Below are 20,619 nucleotides of genomic sequence, written 5' to 3'. Positions count from 1 at the left end.
TCAGGTTACATTGAAACGAAACTCCACCACGTCTCCGTCTTCCATGACATAGTCCTTACCTTCTTGACGCACCTTGCCGTTGGCGCGTGCTTCGGCCATGGACCCAAACTTGTCGAGGTCTTCGAAGCTGACGATTTCGGCCTTGATGAAGCCTTTCTCAAAGTCGGTGTGGATGACGCCCGCAGCCTTCGGTGCGGTATCGCCCTGGTGGATCGTCCAGGCTCGGGCCTCCTTCGGCCCAGCAGTAAGGTAGGTCTGCAAGCCGAGGGTTGCGAAGCCTGCCTTCGCGAGCGTTTCCAGTCCAGGTTCGTCCTGTCCAACGGAGGCGAGGAGTTCCGACGCGTCCTCTTCGTCTAGTTCGAGCAGCTCGGTCTCTGTTTGCGCGTCCAGGAAGACTGCCTCTGCCGGTGCGACAAGTTCTCGCAGCTCTTGTTTCCGGCCTTCGTCGGTGAGCACGGCTTCGTCGGAGTTGAATACGTAGAGGAATGGTTTCGCCGTCATGAGGTGCAGGTGGTGGAGCAAATCGAGGTCGATGTCTCCTGCCTTTGCGGCGGCGAAAAGGGTGCGGTCGTCTTCAAGCACTGCCTGCGCCTTCTTGGCCTCCTCGGCCTCTGCTGCCACGTCCTTGCTCTTGCGGCCTTCCTTCTCCAGGCGCGGCAACGCTTTCTCGATCGTCTGCAGGTCAGCCAGGATCAGCTCGGTGTTAATGACTGCGATGTCAGATGCGGGGTCGACTTTCCCGTCGACGTGAATGACATTGTCGTCAGCGAAGGCGCGAACGACTTGGCAAATGGCGTCTGCTTCACGAATGTTGGCAAGGAAGGCGTTGCCCATACCTTCGCCCTCGGACGCCCCCTTGACGATGCCAGCGATGTCAACGAACGACACCGTCGCGGGCAGGATGCGTTCGGATTCAAAGATCTCAGCTAAGCGCTTCAGGCGCGGGTCTGGCAGTTCAACCAACCCCACGTTCGGCTCGATGGTTGCGAACGGGTAGTTCGCAGCGAGCACATCATTTCGCGTCAACGCATTAAAAAGGGTTGACTTTCCGACATTGGGCAAACCGACGATTCCAAGTGTAAGACTCACGCTGGCCAATCCTAGCCCACCCATCGCGTTGCCGTCGAAAAGTTTGCAGCTCGCGGTCGGGTTACGTTTCTTTCTCCCTCGGATGGGGCACAATAGGTCGCGTGAGCACTCAGAAACCTCTCGACTACGACGCCAATCCGATTGATCGCGGCATTGTCTACCGCGCGTGGATCAAGTCCGCCGCGACGCTGACGCTGCGAGTCCTCATTGTCGCAGTGTTTTTGGCCGCGCTTGGCAAAGTGATCGGGATGTTTTGGGCAGGCATTCTTCCGGTTGTTCTTGCGCTCATCATCTGCACTGTGCTCGCGCCCGTTGCGGGCTGGCTGCGCCAGCATGGCATACCAGCTGGATTTGCGGCGCTCTTGACGTTGCTTGGCTTCTTTGGATTTCTCGGCTTTCTCGTCTCGTTGATTGCCCCGGACATTGCGGCGCACTCGAGGTTGCTCTATCTGCAAGCGCTCGAAGGTGTGCAGCGGTTGCAGCTCTGGCTGCAGGGTCCACCGCTCAATGTCAACCCCGATGATCTTGATGAGGGCGTGAACGAGATTGCGCAGTGGCTCCAGAAGCAGGCCGGGGCAATCGCTGGTGGTGTATTCACGGGTATTGGCACTGCCGCAGGCCTGATTGTCACTCTGTTCGTCGTGCTCGTCTTGACTTTCTTTTTCCTCAAAGACGGACACAAGTTCCTGCCATGGCTTCGCAGTGCTACCGGGGGTCGCGCAGGCCTTCATTTCACTGAGCTCTTCACTCGAGCGTGGGACACGCTTGGTGGTTTTATTCGCGCCCAAGCTGTTGTCTCGCTTGTCGACGCCATCTTCATCGGACTCGGCATTTACTTCGTGGGCGTCCCGATGGCGTTCACGCTCGCTGTGCTGACGTTCATCGCGGGGTTCATCCCGATTGTGGGTGCGGTTGTGGCAGGCGCGCTTGCCATTTTGGTCGCGTTGGTGTCGCTTGGCGTAACCCAAGCGTTGATTGTGTTTGCCATCGTCATTGTTGTCCAACAGCTGGAAGGCAATGTGCTCTCCCCGATGCTGCAGTCCCGTGCAATGAACTTGCATCCAGTGATCGTGCTGGTCTCCGTGACCGTAGGTGGTGGACTCTTCAACCTGATTGGTGCCTTCTTGGCAGTCCCCGTAGCTGCGATGATCGCGGTTTGCTACCGCTACGCGCTCGATATTGTGCGCATCCACTCAGGGGAAGTACGCCCGGAAGATCTTTCTTTCATCACCGAGGAAGGTCGTGCGATTGCTGAGCTGGAAAGCATCGAAAGCCAGCACAAGCGCGATGCGCTGCGCGAGGAAGATGAATGGGCAGCCACTGTCCCCTCGGAGGCTGCACAGGGAGAGTCCGCGGAGGAGGATCTTGATCAACCCGATCGCCGCTTCCGTCCACGGTACAAGCCCGACAAGTTAAAACAGGTGTTCGATCGACTGCGTCCTAACGCCTAGTTTTGTCCCGCTCATGTGCTCTACTAATGCACATGGACGCATCGACCGCACTGCTATTGATCTTTACGGGCCTCCTCGTTGGGGCCATCCTGGGCTTTTTTGGCGGCACGTTTTGGATGCAGCGTACCAACCCCCAACAGCACCCGCCTACTGATCTACGCCCGCTGGCACAGGCACTTCGTGACCTACAGGTTCGTCTCGAAGACATCGATAAAGAGCAAGCAGTAGCGCAGTCTGCCTTGGCAGGCCAAGTACAAGCAATTGCGCGCACCTCATCCAGGCTCGGGGACCGGACTGATCAGCTCATCACTGCACTGCGCTCACCGCAGGTCCGAGGCAGATGGGGCGAGGTGCAGCTGCAGCGCGTGGTAGAGCTGGGTGGGATGGTAGAGCACGTCGACTTTGACGCTCAGGCGTACATGCGTTTCGACGGCGCCTCGCTACGCCCGGACATGGTTATCCGGCTCACCCAGGATCGAAACATAATCGTCGACGCCAAGGTTCCGTTTTCTTCATACCTCGATGCGCTCAACACGGAAGACCCGGAAGAAAAGCAAGGCTACCTGCGTAGACACGCGCACCTGCTGCGAAGCCACGTCGATACGCTGTCCTCAAAGTCATACATAAAGGCATTTCAGCCCAGCCCGGAATTCGTCGTGATGTTTGTCCCAGCTGACCCATTCTTGGACGCCGGTCTCGCTATCGACCCGGAGCTGCTCGACTACGCTTTTGCCCACAACGTCGTCATCGCGACCCCCACGACGCTGTTCGCACTGCTGCGCACGGTTGAACTTGGGTGGAGGCAAGATTCCATGAATCGGGAGGCGCAGACCATCCAGCGTCTTGGCGAAGAGCTGTACCGGCGTCTCGGCACGCTGACAGAGCACTACAACCGCGTCGGGAGCAGTCTTGAGAAGGCGGTCGAGTCGTACAACGCAACACTGGCGTCGCTCGACAGTCGGGTGATGGTCACCGCTCGTAAGCTCGAGGAACTAGGTGCAGCTGGGCACTCGTCGAGCGCGCCGGAGCTTCACCCTATCGATGCGCGACCGAGACTCCGCGACTCAGATTCGTCGAATTGTTAGCCCCTGGAGCGGGTCAAACTGGCAAGACTCGGGGGTAGGCCGGGTAGAATGCCCAGCGTGTCTCAAAACTCTCTCCGATCCCCGCGCTCTGGTACCGCCACCTTCCACGGTTTGCCTACCGTTTCCAGCATCGGCATTATCTTTGCTGCGCTGCTGACCGGCGTCGTCATCGCAACGTCGGCGGGATACATCGGATGGCCTCTGCTCGTACTGTTCAGCGTCGCGGTCATCGCCGTGACGACGCTGGTAGACCCGCGGGGTTTGTTCCTTACCGTCGCGGCTACCCCGCTTTTGTTCGTCATTGCGCTGCTTGGATTTGGACTGATTTCAGCACGCAATCAGCTCGGGGCCGCTGGTGCAGGCGGGAAAACCGCTATCCTTATGGTGCTTTACCCAGTAATCGAGCACTTCCCTATTCTCTTCACGGTGACTGCTGGTGCCCTGGTGATCGCCATCGTGCGCTACTGGCTGATCCAACGCCATAACGATGAAGTCCTGCGCCGGGAGCGAGCGCAGCGCCGCCGCATGAGCCAGTCGAACCGCAGGACCAATAGCGAGGGCCGTCGGGCCCGTGAGCGCAGCCAGGGTGGCATCACGGTCGATGAGCTGTTGAAGCGAACGAAGGCAGAACGCAGTCAGGCCCGCCCCCGTGGGGAGCGGGCCCGGCGAGTTGCCTCTCGCCTTGGCGAGGACCTGTACAAAAACGAAGATCGCTAGGCGAAGGCTAGACGAGCACTAGCTGCTACGGCGCGGCTGACGCAGATCCCGCGGCAGCGCGAACGTGATCGTCTCTACCGTAGTGGTGACTTCCTCTACATCGGTGTAACCGCGCGTCGCAAGCTCCGCGAGCAGCTCCTGAACCAGAATTTCCGGCACCGAAGCTCCCGATGTTACGCCAACGGTGTTGACGCCCTCGAACCATTCGTCTTGTACTTGGTGGGCGTAGTCGATGAGGTATGCGTTGTTGGCACCAGCGTCGAGCGCTACTTCCACCAGGCGCTTCGAATTGGAAGAATTTTGCGAGCCGACCACAATAACGAGTTCCGTCTGCGGTGCGATCTTCTTCACTGCTACCTGACGGTTTTGCGTTGCGTAGCAGATGTCGTCGCTAGGCGGGTTTTCTAGATCTGGGTAGCGCTCGCGCAGCTTTTCAACGATCAGCATCGTTTCATCAACAGACAGGGTGGTCTGGGATAGCCACACTAGCTTCGTCCCCTCTGGGAAGTCGGGAAGGGCGTCGACACCCTCGACCCCGTCAACGAGGTGGGTGACCTCCGGGGCCTCACCTGCGGTACCTTCGACTTCCTCGTGGCCCTCGTGGCCGACAAGCAAGATCTGGTATCCGTGCTTGGCAAACCGCTTCACCTCGTTGTGCACCTTGGTCACGAGCGGGCACGAGGCGTCGAGCGCCAGCAAGTTGCGCCCGTCCGCTGCTTCGCGGACCGCGGGGGAAACTCCGTGCGCGGAAAAGACAAGGTGCGAGCCTTCGGGGACCTCGTCGGTTTCGTCAACAAATATGACGCCGCGCTTCTCTAGTGTTTCCACTACGTACTTGTTGTGGACGATCTCTTTTCGCACATAAATTGGGGCTCCGTATTTTTCCAGCGCCTTTTCTACAGTGACAACTGCACGATCCACACCTGCGCAGTAACCGCGAGGTGCTGCCAGAAGAACTTTTTTACCCTGATTTGTCATGGAACCGACCCTACCGAATCAACGTCTAAAACAGTAGGTACACATTCTTGTGGTGATCTATCTATGAAACAATGACAGCGTATTCCATCGACACGCTGGGAAAGGAGCGGTGTTGACACAAGCACAAGGTGAGCGTTCAGCCTCACCAAGTAGCCCTGAACAGCCATGGCCAGTGGCAAAGTTGAATAAGTCGGTCAAGGGGTGGATTAATCGCCTCGGCCACTTGTGGGTTGAAGGCCAGCTCACGCAGGTGAATTACAAGCCGAGCTGGAAATTCTCCTATCTCACCCTCCGCGACACGCAGCAGGAAACGAGCGTGCAGCTTACGGTTTCCTCGGACTACTTAAGGAGCTTGCCGACGCCACCAAAGGACGGTGACCGCGTCGTCATCTACGGCAAGCCGGCCTTCTACGAGGGCCGCGGCTCCTTTTCGATGTGGACGACGCAGATTCGCCACGTCGGTATCGGTGAATTGCTCGCGAAGATTGAGCAGCTTCGGAAACAGCTTGCAAGTGAGGGTCTCTTTGACCGCGCCCGCAAACGGCCGATTCCCCTGCTCCCGAACACGATTGGCCTCATTACTGGTCGCGGCTCAGCCGCCGAGCGCGACGTGCTTTCCGTGGCGCAGAGCCGTTGGCCCGCGGTCCAAATCCGCGTGATCAACACCGCGGTACAGGGACCGAACGCGGTACCCGAGGTCATTCAGGCCCTGCAGACGCTTGACGCGGACCCCAATGTTGAGGTCATCATCATTGCCCGTGGCGGAGGCTCGGTCGAGGACCTCCTTCCGTTTTCTGAGGAGGCACTGCAGCGCGCTGTGGCTTCGGCGGGAACGCCGGTGGTATCCGCCATTGGGCACGAACCAGACAACCCGGTGCTTGATAACGTCGCAGACCTCCGTGCCGCGACGCCAACTGATGCGGCAAAGCGCGTCGTCATCGACGCGGCCCAGGAGCTTGCGTTTCTGTCTGAGGCGCGCGCACGCAGCGCGCAGGCGCTGCGTACCTGGGTTTCCACCAAAGCCGAAGAGATCCAGTACTGGCGCTCGCGTCCGGTGATGCAGAACCCGTTACTGGCAATTGAGCGTCGAAGCGAAGAGGTCTCACAGCAGGTTGCTTCGATGCGACGAGAGATCAGCCACCTGTTGGCACGAGAAACGCAGCAGGTCGCTGCGCTCCGCTCACAAGTTTCGGCGTTAGGGCCAGCAGCAACTCTGGCGCGCGGATATTCCGTAGTACAAGTCCTCCCCCGCGACCATTCCGATCCTGAGGTTGTCACCAGCATCGAACAATCACCACCCGGATCGCAGCTGCGCATCCGCGTCGCGGACGGTTCCATCACCGCAGCAGCAATGGGGACCCCCCCCGCCGATTAAATCCACACAGCAATTTCACTAGCATCTAGCATCAAGGAGACAATCCATGTCCGAAAACACGTATGGCAATGGCCAACCCACCGACGCCGCATTCCCCGACCCCGCAACGCTTTCGTTCGAACAAGCTAGGCAGCAACTCGTAGAAACAGTGAGGGTCCTCGAGCTCGGGCAAATGAGCCTTGACGAATCACTGAAGTATTGGGAGTACGGCGAGGGGCTCGCGAAGCGCTGCGAGCAGCTACTCGAGGGAGCCTCAAAACGTGTCGAGGCCGCTATTCAGCAGCGCGACGCGACTGAGCAAACACCACAGTCGGAATAGCCTGCTGCCACGGCGTCTACTGCGCTGACAGCGGCTCGGTCGCGAGCGCAGTACGTATCAGTTCCTCAAACTCGGCGTCTGTTCCGGCACCTGTGACGGCGAATCGTGCGTCGCCAGCATCGATAACCCACAGTGGGCGAGTTTTCGCCTCGGTACCCTTGAATATCTCAATGCTGTGGCCATCGATCGTGTCCTGGCGGTCAAGAGTGCGCTGCTTTCCGTCGACCTCGGACTGGACCGTTTTGCTGTCCGCACCCGTTTGCGTCAGCTGGATGAAGCCACCATCGGGCGTGACCCACCCTACGACTGGAGCTGGCTGCTGAGCGATCATGCTTCGCCGCGCGGAGTTCGTCACCCACCCTGTTGGCATTTCCGGGTAGCGCACCGGAAAATCGACTCCGCGAGCCTCAAGGCCAAGGAACGTCTTCGCATCGACTTCTTGCACAGGCCCATTTTCGGGCTTACCGGGATTGAACGTGCACAGCCCGGTCGCACCAACGGCAATGATCATGACGACCACGATCAAGATGACGTTGATGAGCATGTCTCTGCCGTCTTGGAAAATGCGAGGTTTGTTTTCTTGAGCCACGCGCTCCAGTATGACATGGATTCCTGATACCCCCGAATTTGTCTTTTACCCCCGCGCGTTGGCTTTTTACGCAGGAAGTCCCCAGTTCAGACACCACTATTCGCAGCATTGCCCTATTTTAGGTGTAGAAACGACGGTTCATGTCTGGCAAAAGTGCCATGATAGAGGTGTGCCAGACCGCAGTGGTATGGCTTTGCAACGCGGCATGATGTCGATGTTGTCACAACTAAAACTAGTTTGCCGCAGGAGGGCACTGTTTCATGTCTGAACAAACTTCTGAAAACTTCCCTGACCGTAACCTTGCAATGGAGCTCGTGCGCGTTACCGAGGCTGCTGCGCTTGCCTCTGGCCGCTGGGTAGGTCGCGGGATGAAAAATGAAGGTGACGGCGCCGCAGTCGACGCCATGCGCAAGATGATCAACTCCGTCACGATGGACGGCGTCATCGTCATTGGCGAGGGCGAAAAGGACGAGGCGCCGATGTTGTTTAACGGCGAAAGTGTCGGCAACGGTTTTGGCGCACAGGTTGATCTGGCGGTTGACCCAGTCGACGGCACGCGCCTGATGGCGGAAGGTCGCCCGAATGCTATTTCGGTTATCGCGGCTGCCGACCGTGGTTCCATGTTCAACCCGCAGGACGCGTTCTACATGAACAAGATTGCAGTCGGCCCTGAGGCTGTCGGGGTCATCGATATTACGAAGTCCGTCGAGTTCAACATTAAGGCAGTGGCAGAAGCCAAGGGAGTCGGCGTTGGTAACGTGACTGTGGTGGTACTCGACCGCCCACGTCACAACAAGCTGGTTGAGGAGATTCGCAAGGCTGGTGCCAAGGTACGTTTCATTATGGACGGAGACGTTGCTGGTGCCATCGCTGCTGCCCAGAACACCAACTCCATTGACATGGCGATGGGCATCGGTGGCACACCGGAGGGGGTTATCACGGCGTGTGCATTGAAGTGCCTTGGTGGTGAGATCCAGGGCCAGCTCGCACCGCAGTCCGATGAAGAGCGCGAACGCGTGCTGGCAGCGGGCCACGATCTCGACCGTGTGCTTGGCCTCGACGACTTGGTGGCCTCCGATAACTGCTACTTCGCGGCTACCGGTGTCACCAACGGCGACATGCTGCGCGGCGTCTCCTACCGTAAGAATGGCGCTACCACCCGTTCGTTGGTAATGCGCTCGAAGTCTGGCACCGTCCGCTACGTGGAGTCCCTCCACCAGCTGCCGAAGCTTCAGGAGTACTCGGTGATCGATTACTCCGGCCCGATCAAGTAATTCAAAGCGTCGATTTTCTGTAAGTATCAAGTAAAGGAAAGATTGAATGGCCGATAAGCAGTACCGTATCGAGCACGACACCATGGGTGAGGTCAAAGTACCTGTTGATGCACTGTGGCGTGCTCAAACTCAACGTGCTGTAGAGAACTTCCCGATCTCTGGCCGGGGCCTCGAGAACCAGCAGATCCGCGCCCTTGGGCTCCTCAAGGCCGCGTGTGCGCAGGTCAACAAGGATTCGGGCAAGCTCGATGCGGAAAAGGCTGACGCGATCATCGCTGCGGCGAAGGAAATCGCAGACGGCAAGCACAACGACCAGTTCCCAATTGACGTCTTCCAGACGGGTTCTGGCACTTCCTCGAACATGAACACTAATGAGGTCATTGCTTCGATCGCGCACGCAAACGGCGTGGAAGTCCACCCGAACGACCACGTCAACATGGGACAGTCCTCGAACGACACCTTCCCAACTGCAACGCACATTGCTGCCACCGAAGCTGCCGTCGAAGTGCTGGTCCCGGCCCTGCAGGTGCTGCAGAAGTCACTGGCTGCGAAGGCTGAGCAATGGCACGAGGTAGTGAAGTCGGGCCGCACTCACCTGATGGACGCGACCCCGCTGACGCTTGGTCAGGAGTTCTCCGGCTACGCGCGTCAGATCGAGCTCGGCATCGAGCGCGTTGAGGCAACTGTTGGCCGCCTCGGCGAGCTCGCCATTGGCGGCACCGCGGTTGGCACCGGCATCAACACCCCAGCAGACTTTGGCGCAAAGGTGACCGCAGAGCTGGTGAAGCTCACCGGACTGACACAGCTGTCGGAGGCAAAGAACCACTTCGAAGCCCAGGCCGCACGCGACGCTCTGGTGGAATTCTCCGGTGCGATGCGCACTGTTGCAGTCTCGTTGTACAAGATTGCAAATGACATCCGTCTGATGGGTTCAGGCCCACTCGCAGGGTTCGCGGAGATTCACCTCCCAGATCTGCAGCCAGGCTCGTCGATCATGCCTGGCAAGGTCAACCCAGTCCTGTGCGAGGCGGCAACCCAGGTCTCAGCCCAGGTGATCGGCAACGATGCCGCAGTGGCATTCGGCGGCTCGCAAGGTCAGTTCGAGCTCAACGTGTTCATCCCGATGATGGCGCGCAACGTGCTGGAGTCCGCTCGCCTGCTGGCGAACGTCTCTCGACAGTTCGCTACCCGCTTGGTTGACGGTATCGAGGCGAACGAGGCCCGCATGAAGCAGCTCGCGGAGTCTTCACCATCAATCGTCACCCCTCTGAACAGTGCAATCGGCTACGAGAACGCTGCGAAAGTGGCAAAGCATGCGGTGAAGGAGGGCATCACGATCCGCCAGGCTGTGATTGACCTCGGCTTCGTGGACGGCGAAACGTTGACTGAGGAGGAGCTCGACAAGCGTTTGAACGTCCTGTCGATGGCTCATACCGAACGCAACTAGTCTTCGCTACAATCATCCCTGCTACTGCCCATGTTCATGAGCACGACCAGGGATGATTTTTATGTCTGATTCTTTTTCGCAGCTTCGTACAGCTGGGGGCTCAAATAAGCCATGGGTTATTGGCGGTGTCTTAGCTCTGGTGGTCTCGCTTATCGGGATAGCGCTCGCCGCAGCGTACTGGTCCGCTCAGCCAAAGCCGGAGCCTAACGGGGTGCCTACAGTTGTGACGGTGACTGCGTTTCCTGAAGCTCCGCAAGTGCGTGACGACGCCCCCTCCGGAACATTCCAAGGCACCCTCCAATCGCACAGCCCTGATGCTGCCGTAGCGGCGTGGCCGGCGGTGTTCTCCCTCCATGAAGGACAAGGGATGGTCAGCTATCCTCTGAGCGGTTGCGTGGCGCTTATCGCGCATGATGGCAGTGCTTCCGCTCTGACGAAACAGTGCCCTCCAACTACTGATGATGGTTTCTGGAGCTTCTCCAGCCCGGAGCCGGGAATCGTTGAGGCACAGTTTTTCGAGCGCCGCGGTGATAGCTCTCCAAACGTGGAAGGCTCACTATCGCTCCTGGTTGAATAGGTTTCTTTGATATTTTTGCACGGAGTGTAAGATTGCACTCCGTGAATTTTCCCGATCAGTCAGAAGGTCTCCGGCAGCGAAAGCGCCGCGAAACACGGCAGCGAATCTTCGATACAGCTGCATCGCTTGTGGCACGCGACGGCTATGACAATGTCACAGTCGAGGAGATCTGCCAAGGTGCAGGCATTTCACGGCGGACGTTCTTCAACTACATGGACTCAAAAGATGACGCTGTGCTTGGTCCCTTCCCTCTCGAGTTCACCAGCGAGAGCTTTGCACGCATTGCTGATGAGTCGTCCACGAACATGTTGTCCCTGGTAATCGATGCAATGGAAGAATCAGGTGCCGAAGATCGAGCCGAGGATGCCTGCCGAATCCAGCGGCTCATGCAGGACAACCCATCGTTGGCAAACGCGATGCTGGCCCGCAAACGCGATACGCTACGACACCTCGAGCAGGCTGTGCGTGAGCATTTTGCGAGCCACCCCGAAGACCGCCGTCTAGATGTCACCATAGAGGCAGAAGCCCGAATCGTTGTGGAACTTTTTCGGACAACGCTTGTGCTTTATGCGCGAAGCCTTCATTTCCAAGAGGAGGGTTCGCCGAAGGAGCAGGCTCGTAGCGTAGCTGCCGTCGTCACGAAGTATGCAAAGGAGTTGCAGTGGTAAACAACACTAAGCCACACGTTGGCCTGATCTTTGGAGCGCTACTCATCACGATGCTGATGAGCTCATTGGGCCAGATGATTTTCTCCACTGCCCTGCCGACGATTGTCGGTGAGCTTGGTGGCGTAGATCACATGAGCTGGGTGATTTCGTCGTTCCTGGTCACGATGACAATCGCGATGCCAATTAATGGCAAGCTCGGTGACAGGGTCGGACGCAAGTGGCCTTATATTGGCTCGATTGGCCTGTTCGTCATTGGTTCCACCTTGGGTGGGCTTGCACAGTCGATGCAGCTGCTCATTATCGGGCGCGCCGTCCAAGGCTTTGGCGCTGGCGGCATGATGGTCAACTCCCAGGCAATCATCGCGGAGGTGGTTCCAGCTCGTAGCCGCGGCAAGTACATGGGTGTGATGGGGGCAGTATTCGGTGTTTCTTCCGTGCTTGGCCCCGTGCTGGGCGGATGGTTTACGGATGGACCCGGCTGGCGTTGGGGCCTTTGGATGAACATCCCGCTGGGGCTTCTCGCGATGACGGTCTGCACAATCGTGCTCCACCTACGCAAGGGTTCGCGGTCAGCACAGAGCATCGACTGGCTGGGCACCGTGCTCATGGCGGTTGCCACGACTTCTCTTATTTTGACCACAACGTGGGGTGGCACTCAGTATGAGTGGTCCTCGCCTATCATTTTGGGTACTTCCTCGCTTGCGGTTGTCGCTGCAGCGCTGTTCGTCTTCGTTGAGCTGCGCGTACCGAACCCGCTCATCCCCATGCACTTGTTCCGCAATCGCAACATGGTCTTGACGACGGCCTCCGGCACCGTGCTGGGACTGGCTATGACCGGTGCGCTTGCTTACCTGCCTACCTACCTGCAGATGGTGCACGAACTCACGCCAACGAACGCGGGGCTGATGATGCTGCCAATGGTCATCGGCATCTTGGGCACTGGCACTACCGTGGGGTTCATTATCGCGAAAACGGGCCGCTACAAGGTCTACCCGATCATCGGTATGGCCATCGTTTCGGTCGGACTCTTCCTCTTCTCGCAGCTCGAAGTGTCCACACCGCTGACCACGCTGGGTATCTACATGTTCATTTTTGGGTTCGGACTCGGCTTAGTCATGCAGGTACTGGTACTTATTGTCCAGAACTCGTTCCCACTAGCAATGGTCGGTACTGCAACAGCGACGAACAACTTCTTCCGACAGATCGGCTCCGCGATCGGTGCGTCGCTTATTGGTTCGCTGTTCATTCACAATATGACGGAGGAGCTCGCGGAACGCCTGCCAAAAGCATTGGCCTCGATGGCCCCTAGCGAGGCAGCCCCTTACGCCGAGCAATTCTCGAGCGCCGGTGGGCACAACTCCCTCACCCCGCACGCGGTTGCACAACTGCCTGACGTACTGCGCGACGCCGTCCTTAATAGTTACAACGACGGCCTGACCCCAGTGTTCTTACTGATGGTCCCATTGGCCGCCGTTGCGTTGGTGCTGCTCTTCCCGGTCCGGGAGGACCCGCTGAAAGAGACGCTGGACTAGGAACGATGAGGCGTGACTAGACCTGGCTTTTGCCTGGTTTCTTTTCTCCCGGCTTCGGCAACAGCAGCTCGTAGATGTCCGAGTCACGCCACTGGCCTTCCCGCTCACCGTAGGACATTTTCGCCATGTGATGGAAGGTGCCAACTTTCTCAAACCCGCGCGACTTGTGCAGCCCTGCCGATCCTTCGTTTTCCGGGAAGATCCACGAGTGAATCGACCACTTATCAAGTTCGATGCACGTCGCGATGAGCTTGTCTAGCAGCGCACCGGATACCCCCATGCCGCGCGCATCCGGATGCACGTAGATGGAGTCTTCAACTACTCCATGGAACACGCTTCTCGACGACGCCTTCGCCGCAGCTACCCATCCGAGCACACGCGAGTCATCGTGTTCATCAACGGCAACAAACACCGTTTCCATGATCTTCGCCCTGGAAAACTGCTCCCATGTCAAGCCGCGCGTCTCGTAAGTTGCGTTTCCGGTACTCAGACCCATCTCGTAGATGCTACGCACCTGCGGGTAGTCTTCTGGCCGGATTGGTCGAATGGTAAACCCTTTTTTGGTCATAAAAAACATTGTCCCCATTGGTCACACATCGTGCAACCAACGGGGACAAAAGCCGTTGTAGAGCTACAAATTACTTCTCGATGATGTTTGCAGCGAACGCGCCGGTGTCGTTGTTTTCACGAGTCCACTCGATGGTGCCGTGCTCGAACTCCTGGAACCAGCCAGATTCATTTGGAAGTGGGGTCTCGGCTGCGGTTGGGAAGCCAACCTTGTCCATAACGCCTTCATTCGTCAGCCACACGTTAGCAATTTGGCCCCAGATCGGAGCGCCACCGGTGTTTTCATTCCAGGCGACGTGGTGGTCATTGTCAAAGTCAACGATCCAGCTGCCATCGTGCTCCGTAACCTTCATCGGCTCGCCCCACTCCGAGTCAGCGTACTGGCCGATTGCCTGGACCAGACCGGTTGGAACCTTGACCTCTTCACCGTCTGCGGTAGTCAAGGAGACAGACTCCGTAGAGCCCTCTGCACCATTAGCGTCGGTGGCGGTCTCAGCAGCAGTCTCCGTCTCGGCTGCCTCTGTAGCTGTCTCGATGTTGGTCACCGTTGCGGTGCCGGAAGCACCATCCGCAGCGGTGGTAGCAGTGCTATCGGCGCCCTCTCCGTCAGAGCAAGCAACCAAGCCTGCGGCCAGAGCGGTAGCAGCAACGGCGGAAGTAAAAACCTTCTTGTAATTCATCAAAATTTCCTTTCGTTGTTGAATTTGTCTGGTTTCCATTATGCAAATTTCACTTTCGCCGCCTCCGTTTCACCCCCGTTCGGGGTGTTTTCCCGGCCGCACCCTTGCGCTTTTTCCCACGTTTCGTATATAAGCGTTTGCCCTGCGCAGCACGGGAGTCTGACACCTGTTTGCGCCGCCTCGTCCCAGCAGTCGGCTCACTCCCCCTCGACGAGCGAGCGGTGCGCCCTTTTGCGACGCCCACAAAGTCCTGGATCTCGTCACCGTCGTCGGCTTTCCGCCACACCAATGCAATCTCAGTTTCAACCAGCGGAGCGTGCCAAACTTCCAAACACGCGATCTGTTTCTTCGAGAGCACCTTCAACAACGGCAACGGGGCCAATGCCACGCCAACGTTTGCCGCAACGACCTGCAATGCACCACGAAGCTCTTCAAGTGACGCCTCCGGCTGGTAGACCCAGTTGATGATTTCGCCTTCGAGGTCCGCGTAATCGACGCGCTCCCCAAGCTCTGCAAACAAAGAGTCCTTGGGCACGGCAACGCCGGGAGCCTCGGTATAGAGACGGACCACGTGAAATTCATCGGTAATACGGTCATCGGGCAGGCGCATCAGCGCCAGCGATGTAGAAGTCGTCTCGTCCAGGAGATCAGCGAAGGGGTCGTCGACACCTTGCGTATCGAGCGAGTGCGGTGTGGACTGTGCGAAGCGTTTAAACCACTTCCCTGGCTCTGTGCCGGTGACGAAAGCAAGCGATAGCATGGCACAATGCTACCGTTTGGTGTATGACTACACAGAAGCCATCCGGAACCGCGATGAAGGCCGCGACCGCCGCGAAGAAACTCGGGATCTACCTGCCAGCGACGCCGCAGGAGTTCCAAGACAATGCCGTGACGCACGCGCAACTGCGCGAATTACAGAACAATCCCCCAGAGTGGCTGCAGGAACTGCGCCGCAATGGGCCACACCCCCGCCCCGAGGTGGCGCGCAAACTCGGGATCTCAATCACCGCACTCAAAGCAAACGACATGGACAAGCCGCTCACCACTGAGGAGATCAACGAGCTGTTGAAAAACCAGCCGGAATGGTTGAGCTCGGCCCGCACCACTCATTCAGAGCAGCGCCAGGCCGAGCAGCAGCAGTAGCTCTTAGAGCATCTTCCAATCTTCGAGGCCCGGGTAGAGCGGGAACCGCTCCGCCAGCGCGTCTACGCGGGCGTGCAGGGCGTCGACGTCGGCGTTCTCACCCTGGATAAGCGCCTCGGCGATAATTTCCGCAACTTCCTCGAACTCTTCCTTGCCGAAGCCGCGGGTCGCCAGCGCCGGGGTGCCAATACGCAGCCCCGACGTCACGGCTGGCGGACGCGGATCGAAAGGAACGGCGTTGCGGTTCACCGTAATGCCAGCCTTATGCAGCAAATCCTCTGCCTGCTGGCCATCCATCGCGGAGTTACGCAGGTCCACTAGCACAAGGTGGACATCGGTGCCGCCGGAGACGACGTCGATGCCGGCTTCCTTGGCGTCTGGCTGGGTCAAGCGCTCGGCGAGAATCTTTGCGCCCTCGAGCGTGCGCTCCTGGCGGTTACGGAAAGCCTCCGTCGCGGCGAGCTTGAAGGCGGTAGCCTTCGCAGCGATCACGTGCACCAGCGGGCCACCCTGCTGGCCTGGGAACACTGCGGAGTTGAGTTTCTTGTGCAGCTCGAGATCGTTGGTCAGGATGAAGCCGGAGCGTGGTCCACCAATGGTCTTGTGCACCGTGGAGGACACAACGTGTGCATGAGTCACCGGCGACGGGTGCAGACCAGCAGCGACCAAGCCAGCGAAGTGCGCCATATCGACCCACAAGTACGCACCAACCTCGTCTGCGATCGAGCGGAACTCAGCAAAGTCCTCGTGGCGAGGGTACGCGGACCAACCCGCGATGATCACCTTCGGCTTGACCTCGCGCGCCTGTTCACGCAGCTTCTCCATGTCGATGGTGCACGTGTCTTTTTCAACCTCGTACGCAGCGACGTTGTACAGCTTGCCGGAGAAGTTGATCTTCATACCGTGCGTCAGGTGGCCACCGTGAGCGAGGCTGAGGCCCAAGATGGTGTCGCCCGGCTCGCACAGCGCCATCAACACAGCCGCATTCGCCTGCGCACCGGAGTGTGGTTGCACGTTCGCGTATTTCGCGCCGAAGAGCTCCTTCGCGCGGTCGCGCGCCAGGTCTTCAACGACGTCGGCGTGCTCGCAGCCACCGTAGTAGCGACGACCTGGGTAGCCTTCGGCATATTTGTTTGTAAACACCGAACCCTGTGCTTGCAGCACTGCTCGCGGAACGAAGTTCTCGGAGGCAATCATCTCCAGCGTGTTTCGCTGGCGCGACAGCTCCTGAACGATCGCTTCGTGAACTTCGGGGTCAAAAGTAGCGAGATCCTGGTAGCGGAGGTCTTCAGACACGTGCACCGGGTCCTTTCAAGATCAGACAGTCAATCATGTTATAGCTCATGCCCAGGCACACCTACGCCTGGCACTGCTATGCAGTATAAGCATCAGCGCTACGAAAGAAGTCCACTTTATTCAGGAACTTCAGAAGTATCTGTACCTGAGTTCCCCGGCACGAAACAACAAATGTAACAATGTTACGCATGGCGAAATCTCCCCGCACTTCGGATTCGAGCCCTTATTTGGACTTTCACCGCGACGATTGGCGGCACCGACGTGCGCAAATGCCACAAGTCTTGACGGAGGACGAAGTAGCCAAGCTCAGTGGTATCGGCGAGAACCTCGATATGCAGGAAGTTGAAGACATTTACCTTCCGATCTCTCGCCTGATTCACCTCCAGGTACGGGCCAGACAAAAACTTACGAAGGCTACAGAGACGTTTATCGGTGATGACCCAGGCCACGTGCCATTCATTATCGGGATTGCGGGGTCGGTGGCCGTCGGCAAGTCAACGACTGCCCGTGTACTGCAGGTGTTGCTACAGCGTTGGGACTCTCATCCTCGAGTGGACCTCATCACCACCGACGGGTTCCTCTATCCCAGCAAAGTGCTCAAAGAGCGCAACCTGATGGACCGCAAAGGATTCCCGGAATCCTACAACCGGCGCGACCTCATGCGCTTTGTCACCGAGGTCAAGTCGGGTCAACCACTGGTCAAAGCGCCGATATATTCTCACTTCGCCTACGACATCATCCCAGGCGAGTTCATTGAGGTCCGCCAGCCGGACATCATCATTCTCGAAGGGCTCAACGTCCTCCAAACCGGCCCGACCCTCATGGTGTCCGACCTCTTCGACTTCTCAATTTATGTCGACGCCCTCACCACCGATATTGAACGCTGGTACATCGACCGCTTCATGAAGCTTCGCAACACCGCGTTTCGAGAGCCCGGCGCGCACTTTGCGCACTATGCCGACATCGATGAGGCGCAGGCCCGTCACAAGGCACGCGATATTTGGCAGTCCATCAACCTGCCGAACCTAGTGGAAAACATTGCCCCCACCCGTATCCGTGCCTCGCTCGTGCTACGCAAAGGCGCCGACCATTCAGTGCAGTGGGTCCGCATGCGCAAAATGTAGCGCCAGGTAGCTGCCTACTTGCCGAAGCGACGGGAGCGCTGCGAGTACTCGCGCAACGCGCGAAGGAAGTCAATCTTGCGGAACGCGGGCCAGTACGTGTCCGTAAACCAGATCTCGGAGTACGCCGCCTGCCACAGTAGGAAGCCGGAGAGGCGCTGCTCCCCCGACGTCCGGATCACTAAGTCTGGATCGGGCTGACCTGAGGTGTACAGGTGCTGCGACACGGACTCGACGGTCACTGCGTTGACCAGTTCGTCCACGCTGCAGCCGCTGGCAGCGGCGTCGCTAATGAGGCTGCGAACGGCGTCGACAATTTCTTGCCTGCCGCCGTACCCCACCGCAATGTTGACGGTCAGGCCAGCTTTGCCTGTGGTGGTGTCGGCAGATCGGCGCATCCTTTCTGCAACCTCATCCGGCAAGAGCTCCAGGTGCCCTACGAGCCGAACCTTGCAGGAGTAAGACTGCGTCGCAAGGTCCTCGATCACCTCGGAAATAATGTCGAACAGCAGCTCAACTTCTTCCGAAGTCCGTTGCAAATTCTCCGTTGATAACAGGTAGATCGTAACGACGTCCACGTCCATTTCCGCCGACCACCGCACAAGTTCGCCGATCTTCGCCCCACCCACCCGGTGGCCATGAGAAACATCGGTGAACCCAGCCTCACGGGCCCACCGTCGGTTGCCGTCCGCCATGACCGCGATGTGCTTCGGGCGTTTCTTGCCCTTCAGCTCACGCTTCAGGCGCGCTTCATACAGCGGATACAGAATTTTTTGGAGGCTACTCACGGACCCAACCTTACTCACCAATCAACGGTATGTATGTTAGATGCCTTAGATCCAACGCTTCTTCCGGCGATCAAGCACACCCGCCTCCGCCATGGCCTTATCCAGCGCCTCCTGGTCAAACGGGTCGATTCCGTGCTTCTCAGCGAAGAGGCTGCGACGGCGGAACCGCGAGTACCGGCGATGGAACGCAAACCCCAGAGACAAAATGACCACAGCCAGCATCACCAACAGCAACAGGCCGAATGGCGAAGCCTTGCCAAAGTCAGGCCCCACCGGGTTTTCCTTCGGCGCCTGCGCCACCAAGTAAGCAGAGGTGTTGATAATCGCTGCGTGTGCTGTCGTCATCATGTGTATTTCGTCTTCCTTGTGCTGAAAATGTTAGCGCTCTTGCCCGAAACCTTCAGCGAGCGCGTCCGCGGTCTTCGGGTCAATACCGGCGAAGAGATCATCTTCCGGCAACGTTGATGCTACGCGAGTTCTGGCCAACTCAAACTCTTCTGTCGGCCATACCTCCTGCTGGTCCTCAACTGGGCTCGCCAAAAACGCGCCCGCCGGATCAATCTGTGTCGCATGTGCCGTCAGCGCTGCTGCACGCTGGGGGAAGTACTCCGCGCACTCCACCCTTGTGGTCACGCGACTCATCACATCCGCTTTGTTTTCTTCCCACCGCTGAATCATCAGCTCGTACGGGCTCTTCTTTCCCTGCGCGTACAAGCGGTCCTGCAGAAGACGCATCCGCTGCAGGATAAATCCATGGCTGTAGTACAGCTTCAATGGCGTCCACGCCTGCCCTGCTTCAGGAGCAAAGGATGGATCTCCCGCCTTGTCCCAGGCCAGCATCGAGATTTCGTGGACCATCAAGTGGTCGGGGTGCGGGTAGCCACCGTTTTCGTCGTAGGTAATGATGACATGCGGCCTGAACTCTCGAATCGACTCGACGAGATGCGCCGTCACTGCCTCCGGGTCTTGGGTCGCGAACGAGCCTTCCGGCAGCGGGGGCAGCGGGTCGCCTTGTGGCAGACCCGAGTCTTCGTACCCCATCCACTGATGTTCCACGCCGAGGGCCGCCGCGGCCTCCGCCATCTCCTGCTCCCGGACCTCGAGGATGTTCTCCAGCACGCCCGGCCGATCCATCGCAGGGTTCAAGATGTCGCCTCGTCGCCCGTCAGTACATGTGACGACGAGCACCCGGTTCCCCTCCGATGCGTATTTTGCCATCGTTGCTGCACCTTTAGAGGACTCGTCGTCTGGGTGTGCGTGGATCGCCATCAAGCGCAAGCCGGCCACTATTCCTCCTAGAACTTCTTCGGGGCCTGATTCCGTAACTTCGCGCCATCTTAGTACCATTGGAACGGATTGCAGCTACAGCGTCATCCAGCGTCATTCAGCGAGGTAGGTAACCGTGACTTCTCCCAGTCGCCCAACATCCCGATACGGCTCCAGCACCACCCCGACAGCCACGAAACGCAGCAACGCCGCTGGCCGGATCGTCGCGCTGATCGCCATCGGCCTCGTCGTCGTGCTGCTTTACAGTGTCTTTGACTACTTCAAGAAGCAGGAGTCCCGCACCGTCACTGCGGATTTCATCTCGCTCGAAGCTGTTGACGACAACACCACACGCATGTGGATCGATGTATCACGCAAAGACGTCGAGGCCCCTTCGTACTGCATCGTCACTGCGGTCAACTACGCGCATGCCGAAGTTGGGCGTCGAGAAGTAGTACTCCCCGCAGGCGGGCAGGAGCTCGAGCGGGTCGCCGTCGAACTACCGGTGCGCGAGCCGGCAGTCTCAGGACGTGTCTACGGCTGCTCGGACAATCTGCCGTTCTACATGGACCCCACCAGCACCTTTTACGACGCCCGCTAAGCCTCACCAGTGCACCACCTGCGCGGCAGCTGTGCTATTATCCGCCTGGTAAAGTT

Annotated in this window: 23 protein-coding genes; 13 read left to right on the top strand and 10 right to left on the bottom strand. The window is 58.4% G+C overall.

What is annotated here, in order from left to right:
- On the bottom strand, nt 1-1,089 hold the full coding sequence (ychF, locus tag HMPREF3170_RS09660) for a redox-regulated ATPase YchF (RefSeq protein ID WP_070479362.1): 1,089 nt from the start codon (nt 1,087-1,089) through the stop codon (nt 1-3).
- A 101-nt stretch (nt 1,090-1,190) separates the two neighbouring features.
- On the opposite strand from ychF, the gene HMPREF3170_RS09655 reads away from it, so the two are divergent.
- The 3 genes from HMPREF3170_RS09655 to HMPREF3170_RS09645 are packed head-to-tail and all read left to right on the top strand — an operon-like array spanning nt 1,191 to nt 4,342.
- Complete coding sequence (locus tag HMPREF3170_RS09655; protein WP_070362747.1) at nt 1,191-2,540, top strand: AI-2E family transporter; 1,350 nt, start codon at nt 1,191-1,193, stop codon at nt 2,538-2,540.
- 32 nt (nt 2,541-2,572) lie between these two features.
- Nucleotides 2,573-3,625: a DNA recombination protein RmuC gene (locus HMPREF3170_RS09650; RefSeq protein ID WP_070479360.1), complete on the top strand. Its 1,053-nt coding sequence runs from the start codon at nt 2,573-2,575 to the stop codon at nt 3,623-3,625.
- 57 nt (nt 3,626-3,682) lie between these two features.
- Entirely contained in the window at nt 3,683-4,342 is a 660-nt protein-coding gene (locus HMPREF3170_RS09645; protein ID WP_176754833.1) for a DUF6542 domain-containing protein, read from the top strand.
- Between the two features lie 18 nt (nt 4,343-4,360).
- On the opposite strand, the gene HMPREF3170_RS09640 is transcribed toward HMPREF3170_RS09645, so the two are convergent.
- Nucleotides 4,361-5,320 carry a 4-hydroxy-3-methylbut-2-enyl diphosphate reductase gene (locus tag HMPREF3170_RS09640; protein ID WP_070362749.1) on the bottom strand — a complete coding sequence of 320 codons (960 nt, stop codon included), beginning with the start codon at nt 5,318-5,320 and terminating at the stop codon, nt 4,361-4,363.
- A 112-nt stretch (nt 5,321-5,432) separates the two neighbouring features.
- On the opposite strand from HMPREF3170_RS09640, the gene xseA reads away from it, so the two are divergent.
- Nucleotides 5,433-6,695: an exodeoxyribonuclease VII large subunit gene (gene xseA, locus HMPREF3170_RS09635; protein ID WP_070479335.1), complete on the top strand. Its 1,263-nt coding sequence runs from the start codon at nt 5,433-5,435 to the stop codon at nt 6,693-6,695.
- A gap of 46 nt (nt 6,696-6,741) precedes the next feature.
- Nucleotides 6,742-7,014 carry an exodeoxyribonuclease VII small subunit gene (locus tag HMPREF3170_RS09630; protein WP_070362751.1) on the top strand — a complete coding sequence of 91 codons (273 nt, stop codon included), beginning with the start codon at nt 6,742-6,744 and terminating at the stop codon, nt 7,012-7,014.
- 16 nt (nt 7,015-7,030) lie between these two features.
- On the opposite strand, the gene HMPREF3170_RS09625 is transcribed toward HMPREF3170_RS09630, so the two are convergent.
- A complete protein-coding gene (locus HMPREF3170_RS09625; protein WP_070479333.1) occupies nt 7,031-7,603 on the bottom strand; it encodes a DUF4245 domain-containing protein in 573 nt (190 codons plus the stop codon).
- Nucleotides 7,604-7,863: 260 nt separating this feature from the next.
- Between HMPREF3170_RS09625 and glpX the strand changes: the two genes are divergently transcribed.
- The 5 genes from glpX (at nt 7,864) to HMPREF3170_RS09605 (ending at nt 13,101) form a co-directional block, all read left to right on the top strand.
- Nucleotides 7,864-8,877 carry a class II fructose-bisphosphatase gene (glpX, locus tag HMPREF3170_RS09620; protein ID WP_070479332.1) on the top strand — a complete coding sequence of 338 codons (1,014 nt, stop codon included), beginning with the start codon at nt 7,864-7,866 and terminating at the stop codon, nt 8,875-8,877.
- A 46-nt stretch (nt 8,878-8,923) separates the two neighbouring features.
- Nucleotides 8,924-10,324, top strand: coding sequence for a class II fumarate hydratase (locus tag HMPREF3170_RS09615; protein WP_070479330.1), 1,401 nt, complete (start codon nt 8,924-8,926; stop codon nt 10,322-10,324).
- Nucleotides 10,325-10,385: 61 nt separating this feature from the next.
- Complete coding sequence (locus HMPREF3170_RS11600; protein WP_141742272.1) at nt 10,386-10,901, top strand: hypothetical protein; 516 nt, start codon at nt 10,386-10,388, stop codon at nt 10,899-10,901.
- Between the two features lie 41 nt (nt 10,902-10,942).
- The gene (locus HMPREF3170_RS09610; protein WP_168161642.1) at nt 10,943-11,569 is read left to right on the top strand and encodes a TetR/AcrR family transcriptional regulator; all 627 of its coding nucleotides are present in this window, start codon (nt 10,943-10,945) and stop codon (nt 11,567-11,569) included.
- Nucleotides 11,563-13,101, top strand: a complete 1,539-nt coding sequence (locus tag HMPREF3170_RS09605; RefSeq protein WP_070479327.1) for an MDR family MFS transporter — start codon at nt 11,563-11,565, stop codon at nt 13,099-13,101. Before HMPREF3170_RS09610 ends, HMPREF3170_RS09605 begins: the two co-directional genes overlap by 7 nt.
- A 16-nt stretch (nt 13,102-13,117) precedes the next feature.
- Here HMPREF3170_RS09605 and HMPREF3170_RS09600 read toward each other — a convergent pair whose 3' ends face one another.
- From HMPREF3170_RS09600 to HMPREF3170_RS09590, 3 genes are all read right to left on the bottom strand, one after another.
- Nucleotides 13,118-13,669, bottom strand: coding sequence for a GNAT family N-acetyltransferase (locus tag HMPREF3170_RS09600; protein ID WP_070479325.1), 552 nt, complete (start codon nt 13,667-13,669; stop codon nt 13,118-13,120).
- A 70-nt stretch (nt 13,670-13,739) separates the two neighbouring features.
- Complete coding sequence (locus tag HMPREF3170_RS09595) at nt 13,740-14,348, bottom strand: LGFP repeat-containing protein (RefSeq protein ID WP_070362758.1); 609 nt, start codon at nt 14,346-14,348, stop codon at nt 13,740-13,742.
- A 49-nt stretch (nt 14,349-14,397) separates the two neighbouring features.
- Complete coding sequence (locus HMPREF3170_RS09590) at nt 14,398-15,108, bottom strand: LysR family transcriptional regulator substrate-binding protein (RefSeq protein ID WP_070362759.1); 711 nt, start codon at nt 15,106-15,108, stop codon at nt 14,398-14,400.
- 23 nt (nt 15,109-15,131) lie between these two features.
- Between HMPREF3170_RS09590 and HMPREF3170_RS09585 the strand changes: the two genes are divergently transcribed.
- Nucleotides 15,132-15,491 (top strand): DUF5997 family protein, encoded by a 360-nt coding sequence (locus HMPREF3170_RS09585; RefSeq protein ID WP_070362760.1) that lies wholly within the window; start codon nt 15,132-15,134, stop codon nt 15,489-15,491.
- Nucleotides 15,492-15,494: 3 nt separating this feature from the next.
- Here HMPREF3170_RS09585 and glyA read toward each other — a convergent pair whose 3' ends face one another.
- On the bottom strand, nt 15,495-16,787 hold the full coding sequence (glyA, locus tag HMPREF3170_RS09580) for a serine hydroxymethyltransferase (protein WP_070479323.1): 1,293 nt from the start codon (nt 16,785-16,787) through the stop codon (nt 15,495-15,497).
- Between the two features lie 188 nt (nt 16,788-16,975).
- Between glyA and coaA the strand changes: the two genes are divergently transcribed.
- Nucleotides 16,976-17,911, top strand: coding sequence for a type I pantothenate kinase (gene coaA / locus HMPREF3170_RS09575; RefSeq protein ID WP_070362761.1), 936 nt, complete (start codon nt 16,976-16,978; stop codon nt 17,909-17,911).
- A 14-nt stretch (nt 17,912-17,925) separates the two neighbouring features.
- Here the strand turns inward: coaA and HMPREF3170_RS09570 are convergent, their stop codons facing one another.
- Genes HMPREF3170_RS09570 through mca form a run of 3 tightly spaced genes read right to left on the bottom strand, consistent with a single transcriptional unit; the run spans nt 17,926 to nt 19,983 of the window.
- A complete protein-coding gene (locus HMPREF3170_RS09570) occupies nt 17,926-18,696 on the bottom strand; it encodes an isoprenyl transferase (protein ID WP_070363549.1) in 771 nt (256 codons plus the stop codon).
- Between the two features lie 45 nt (nt 18,697-18,741).
- On the bottom strand, nt 18,742-19,044 hold the full coding sequence (locus HMPREF3170_RS09565; protein ID WP_141742271.1) for a hypothetical protein: 303 nt from the start codon (nt 19,042-19,044) through the stop codon (nt 18,742-18,744).
- A gap of 30 nt (nt 19,045-19,074) precedes the next feature.
- Nucleotides 19,075-19,983: a mycothiol conjugate amidase Mca gene (mca, locus tag HMPREF3170_RS09560; RefSeq protein WP_070362762.1), complete on the bottom strand. Its 909-nt coding sequence runs from the start codon at nt 19,981-19,983 to the stop codon at nt 19,075-19,077.
- Between the two features lie 115 nt (nt 19,984-20,098).
- Between mca and HMPREF3170_RS09555 the strand changes: the two genes are divergently transcribed.
- Nucleotides 20,099-20,563: a DUF4307 domain-containing protein gene (locus HMPREF3170_RS09555; protein WP_070362763.1), complete on the top strand. Its 465-nt coding sequence runs from the start codon at nt 20,099-20,101 to the stop codon at nt 20,561-20,563.
- Nucleotides 20,564-20,619 lie beyond the last annotated feature (56 nt).

Source organism: Corynebacterium sp. HMSC08D02 (genome assembly GCF_001807505.1).
GTDB classification, from domain to species: Bacteria; Actinomycetota; Actinomycetes; order Mycobacteriales; family Mycobacteriaceae; genus Corynebacterium; species Corynebacterium pseudogenitalium.
This window is presented reverse-complemented; position numbering and strand designations above follow the sequence as displayed.

Coding starts and splice junctions, on each gene's coding strand:
- HMPREF3170_RS09650 (WP_070479360.1), top strand. CDS start 2,573: ATGGACGCATCGACCGCACTGCTATTGATCTTTACGGGCCTCCTCGTT.
- HMPREF3170_RS09640 (WP_070362749.1), bottom strand. CDS start 5,320: ATGACAAATCAGGGTAAAAAAGTTCTTCTGGCAGCACCTCGCGGTTAC.
- HMPREF3170_RS09630 (WP_070362751.1), top strand. CDS start 6,742: ATGTCCGAAAACACGTATGGCAATGGCCAACCCACCGACGCCGCATTC.
- glpX (WP_070479332.1), top strand. CDS start 7,864: ATGTCTGAACAAACTTCTGAAAACTTCCCTGACCGTAACCTTGCAATG.
- HMPREF3170_RS09615 (WP_070479330.1), top strand. CDS start 8,924: ATGGCCGATAAGCAGTACCGTATCGAGCACGACACCATGGGTGAGGTC.
- HMPREF3170_RS11600 (WP_141742272.1), top strand. CDS start 10,386: ATGTCTGATTCTTTTTCGCAGCTTCGTACAGCTGGGGGCTCAAATAAG.
- HMPREF3170_RS09600 (WP_070479325.1), bottom strand. CDS start 13,669: ATGACCAAAAAAGGGTTTACCATTCGACCAATCCGGCCAGAAGACTAC.
- HMPREF3170_RS09595 (WP_070362758.1), bottom strand. CDS start 14,348: ATGAATTACAAGAAGGTTTTTACTTCCGCCGTTGCTGCTACCGCTCTG.
- HMPREF3170_RS09590 (WP_070362759.1), bottom strand. CDS start 15,108: ATGCTATCGCTTGCTTTCGTCACCGGCACAGAGCCAGGGAAGTGGTTT.
- HMPREF3170_RS09585 (WP_070362760.1), top strand. CDS start 15,132: ATGACTACACAGAAGCCATCCGGAACCGCGATGAAGGCCGCGACCGCC.
- coaA (WP_070362761.1), top strand. CDS start 16,976: ATGGCGAAATCTCCCCGCACTTCGGATTCGAGCCCTTATTTGGACTTT.
- HMPREF3170_RS09565 (WP_141742271.1), bottom strand. CDS start 19,044: ATGATGACGACAGCACACGCAGCGATTATCAACACCTCTGCTTACTTG.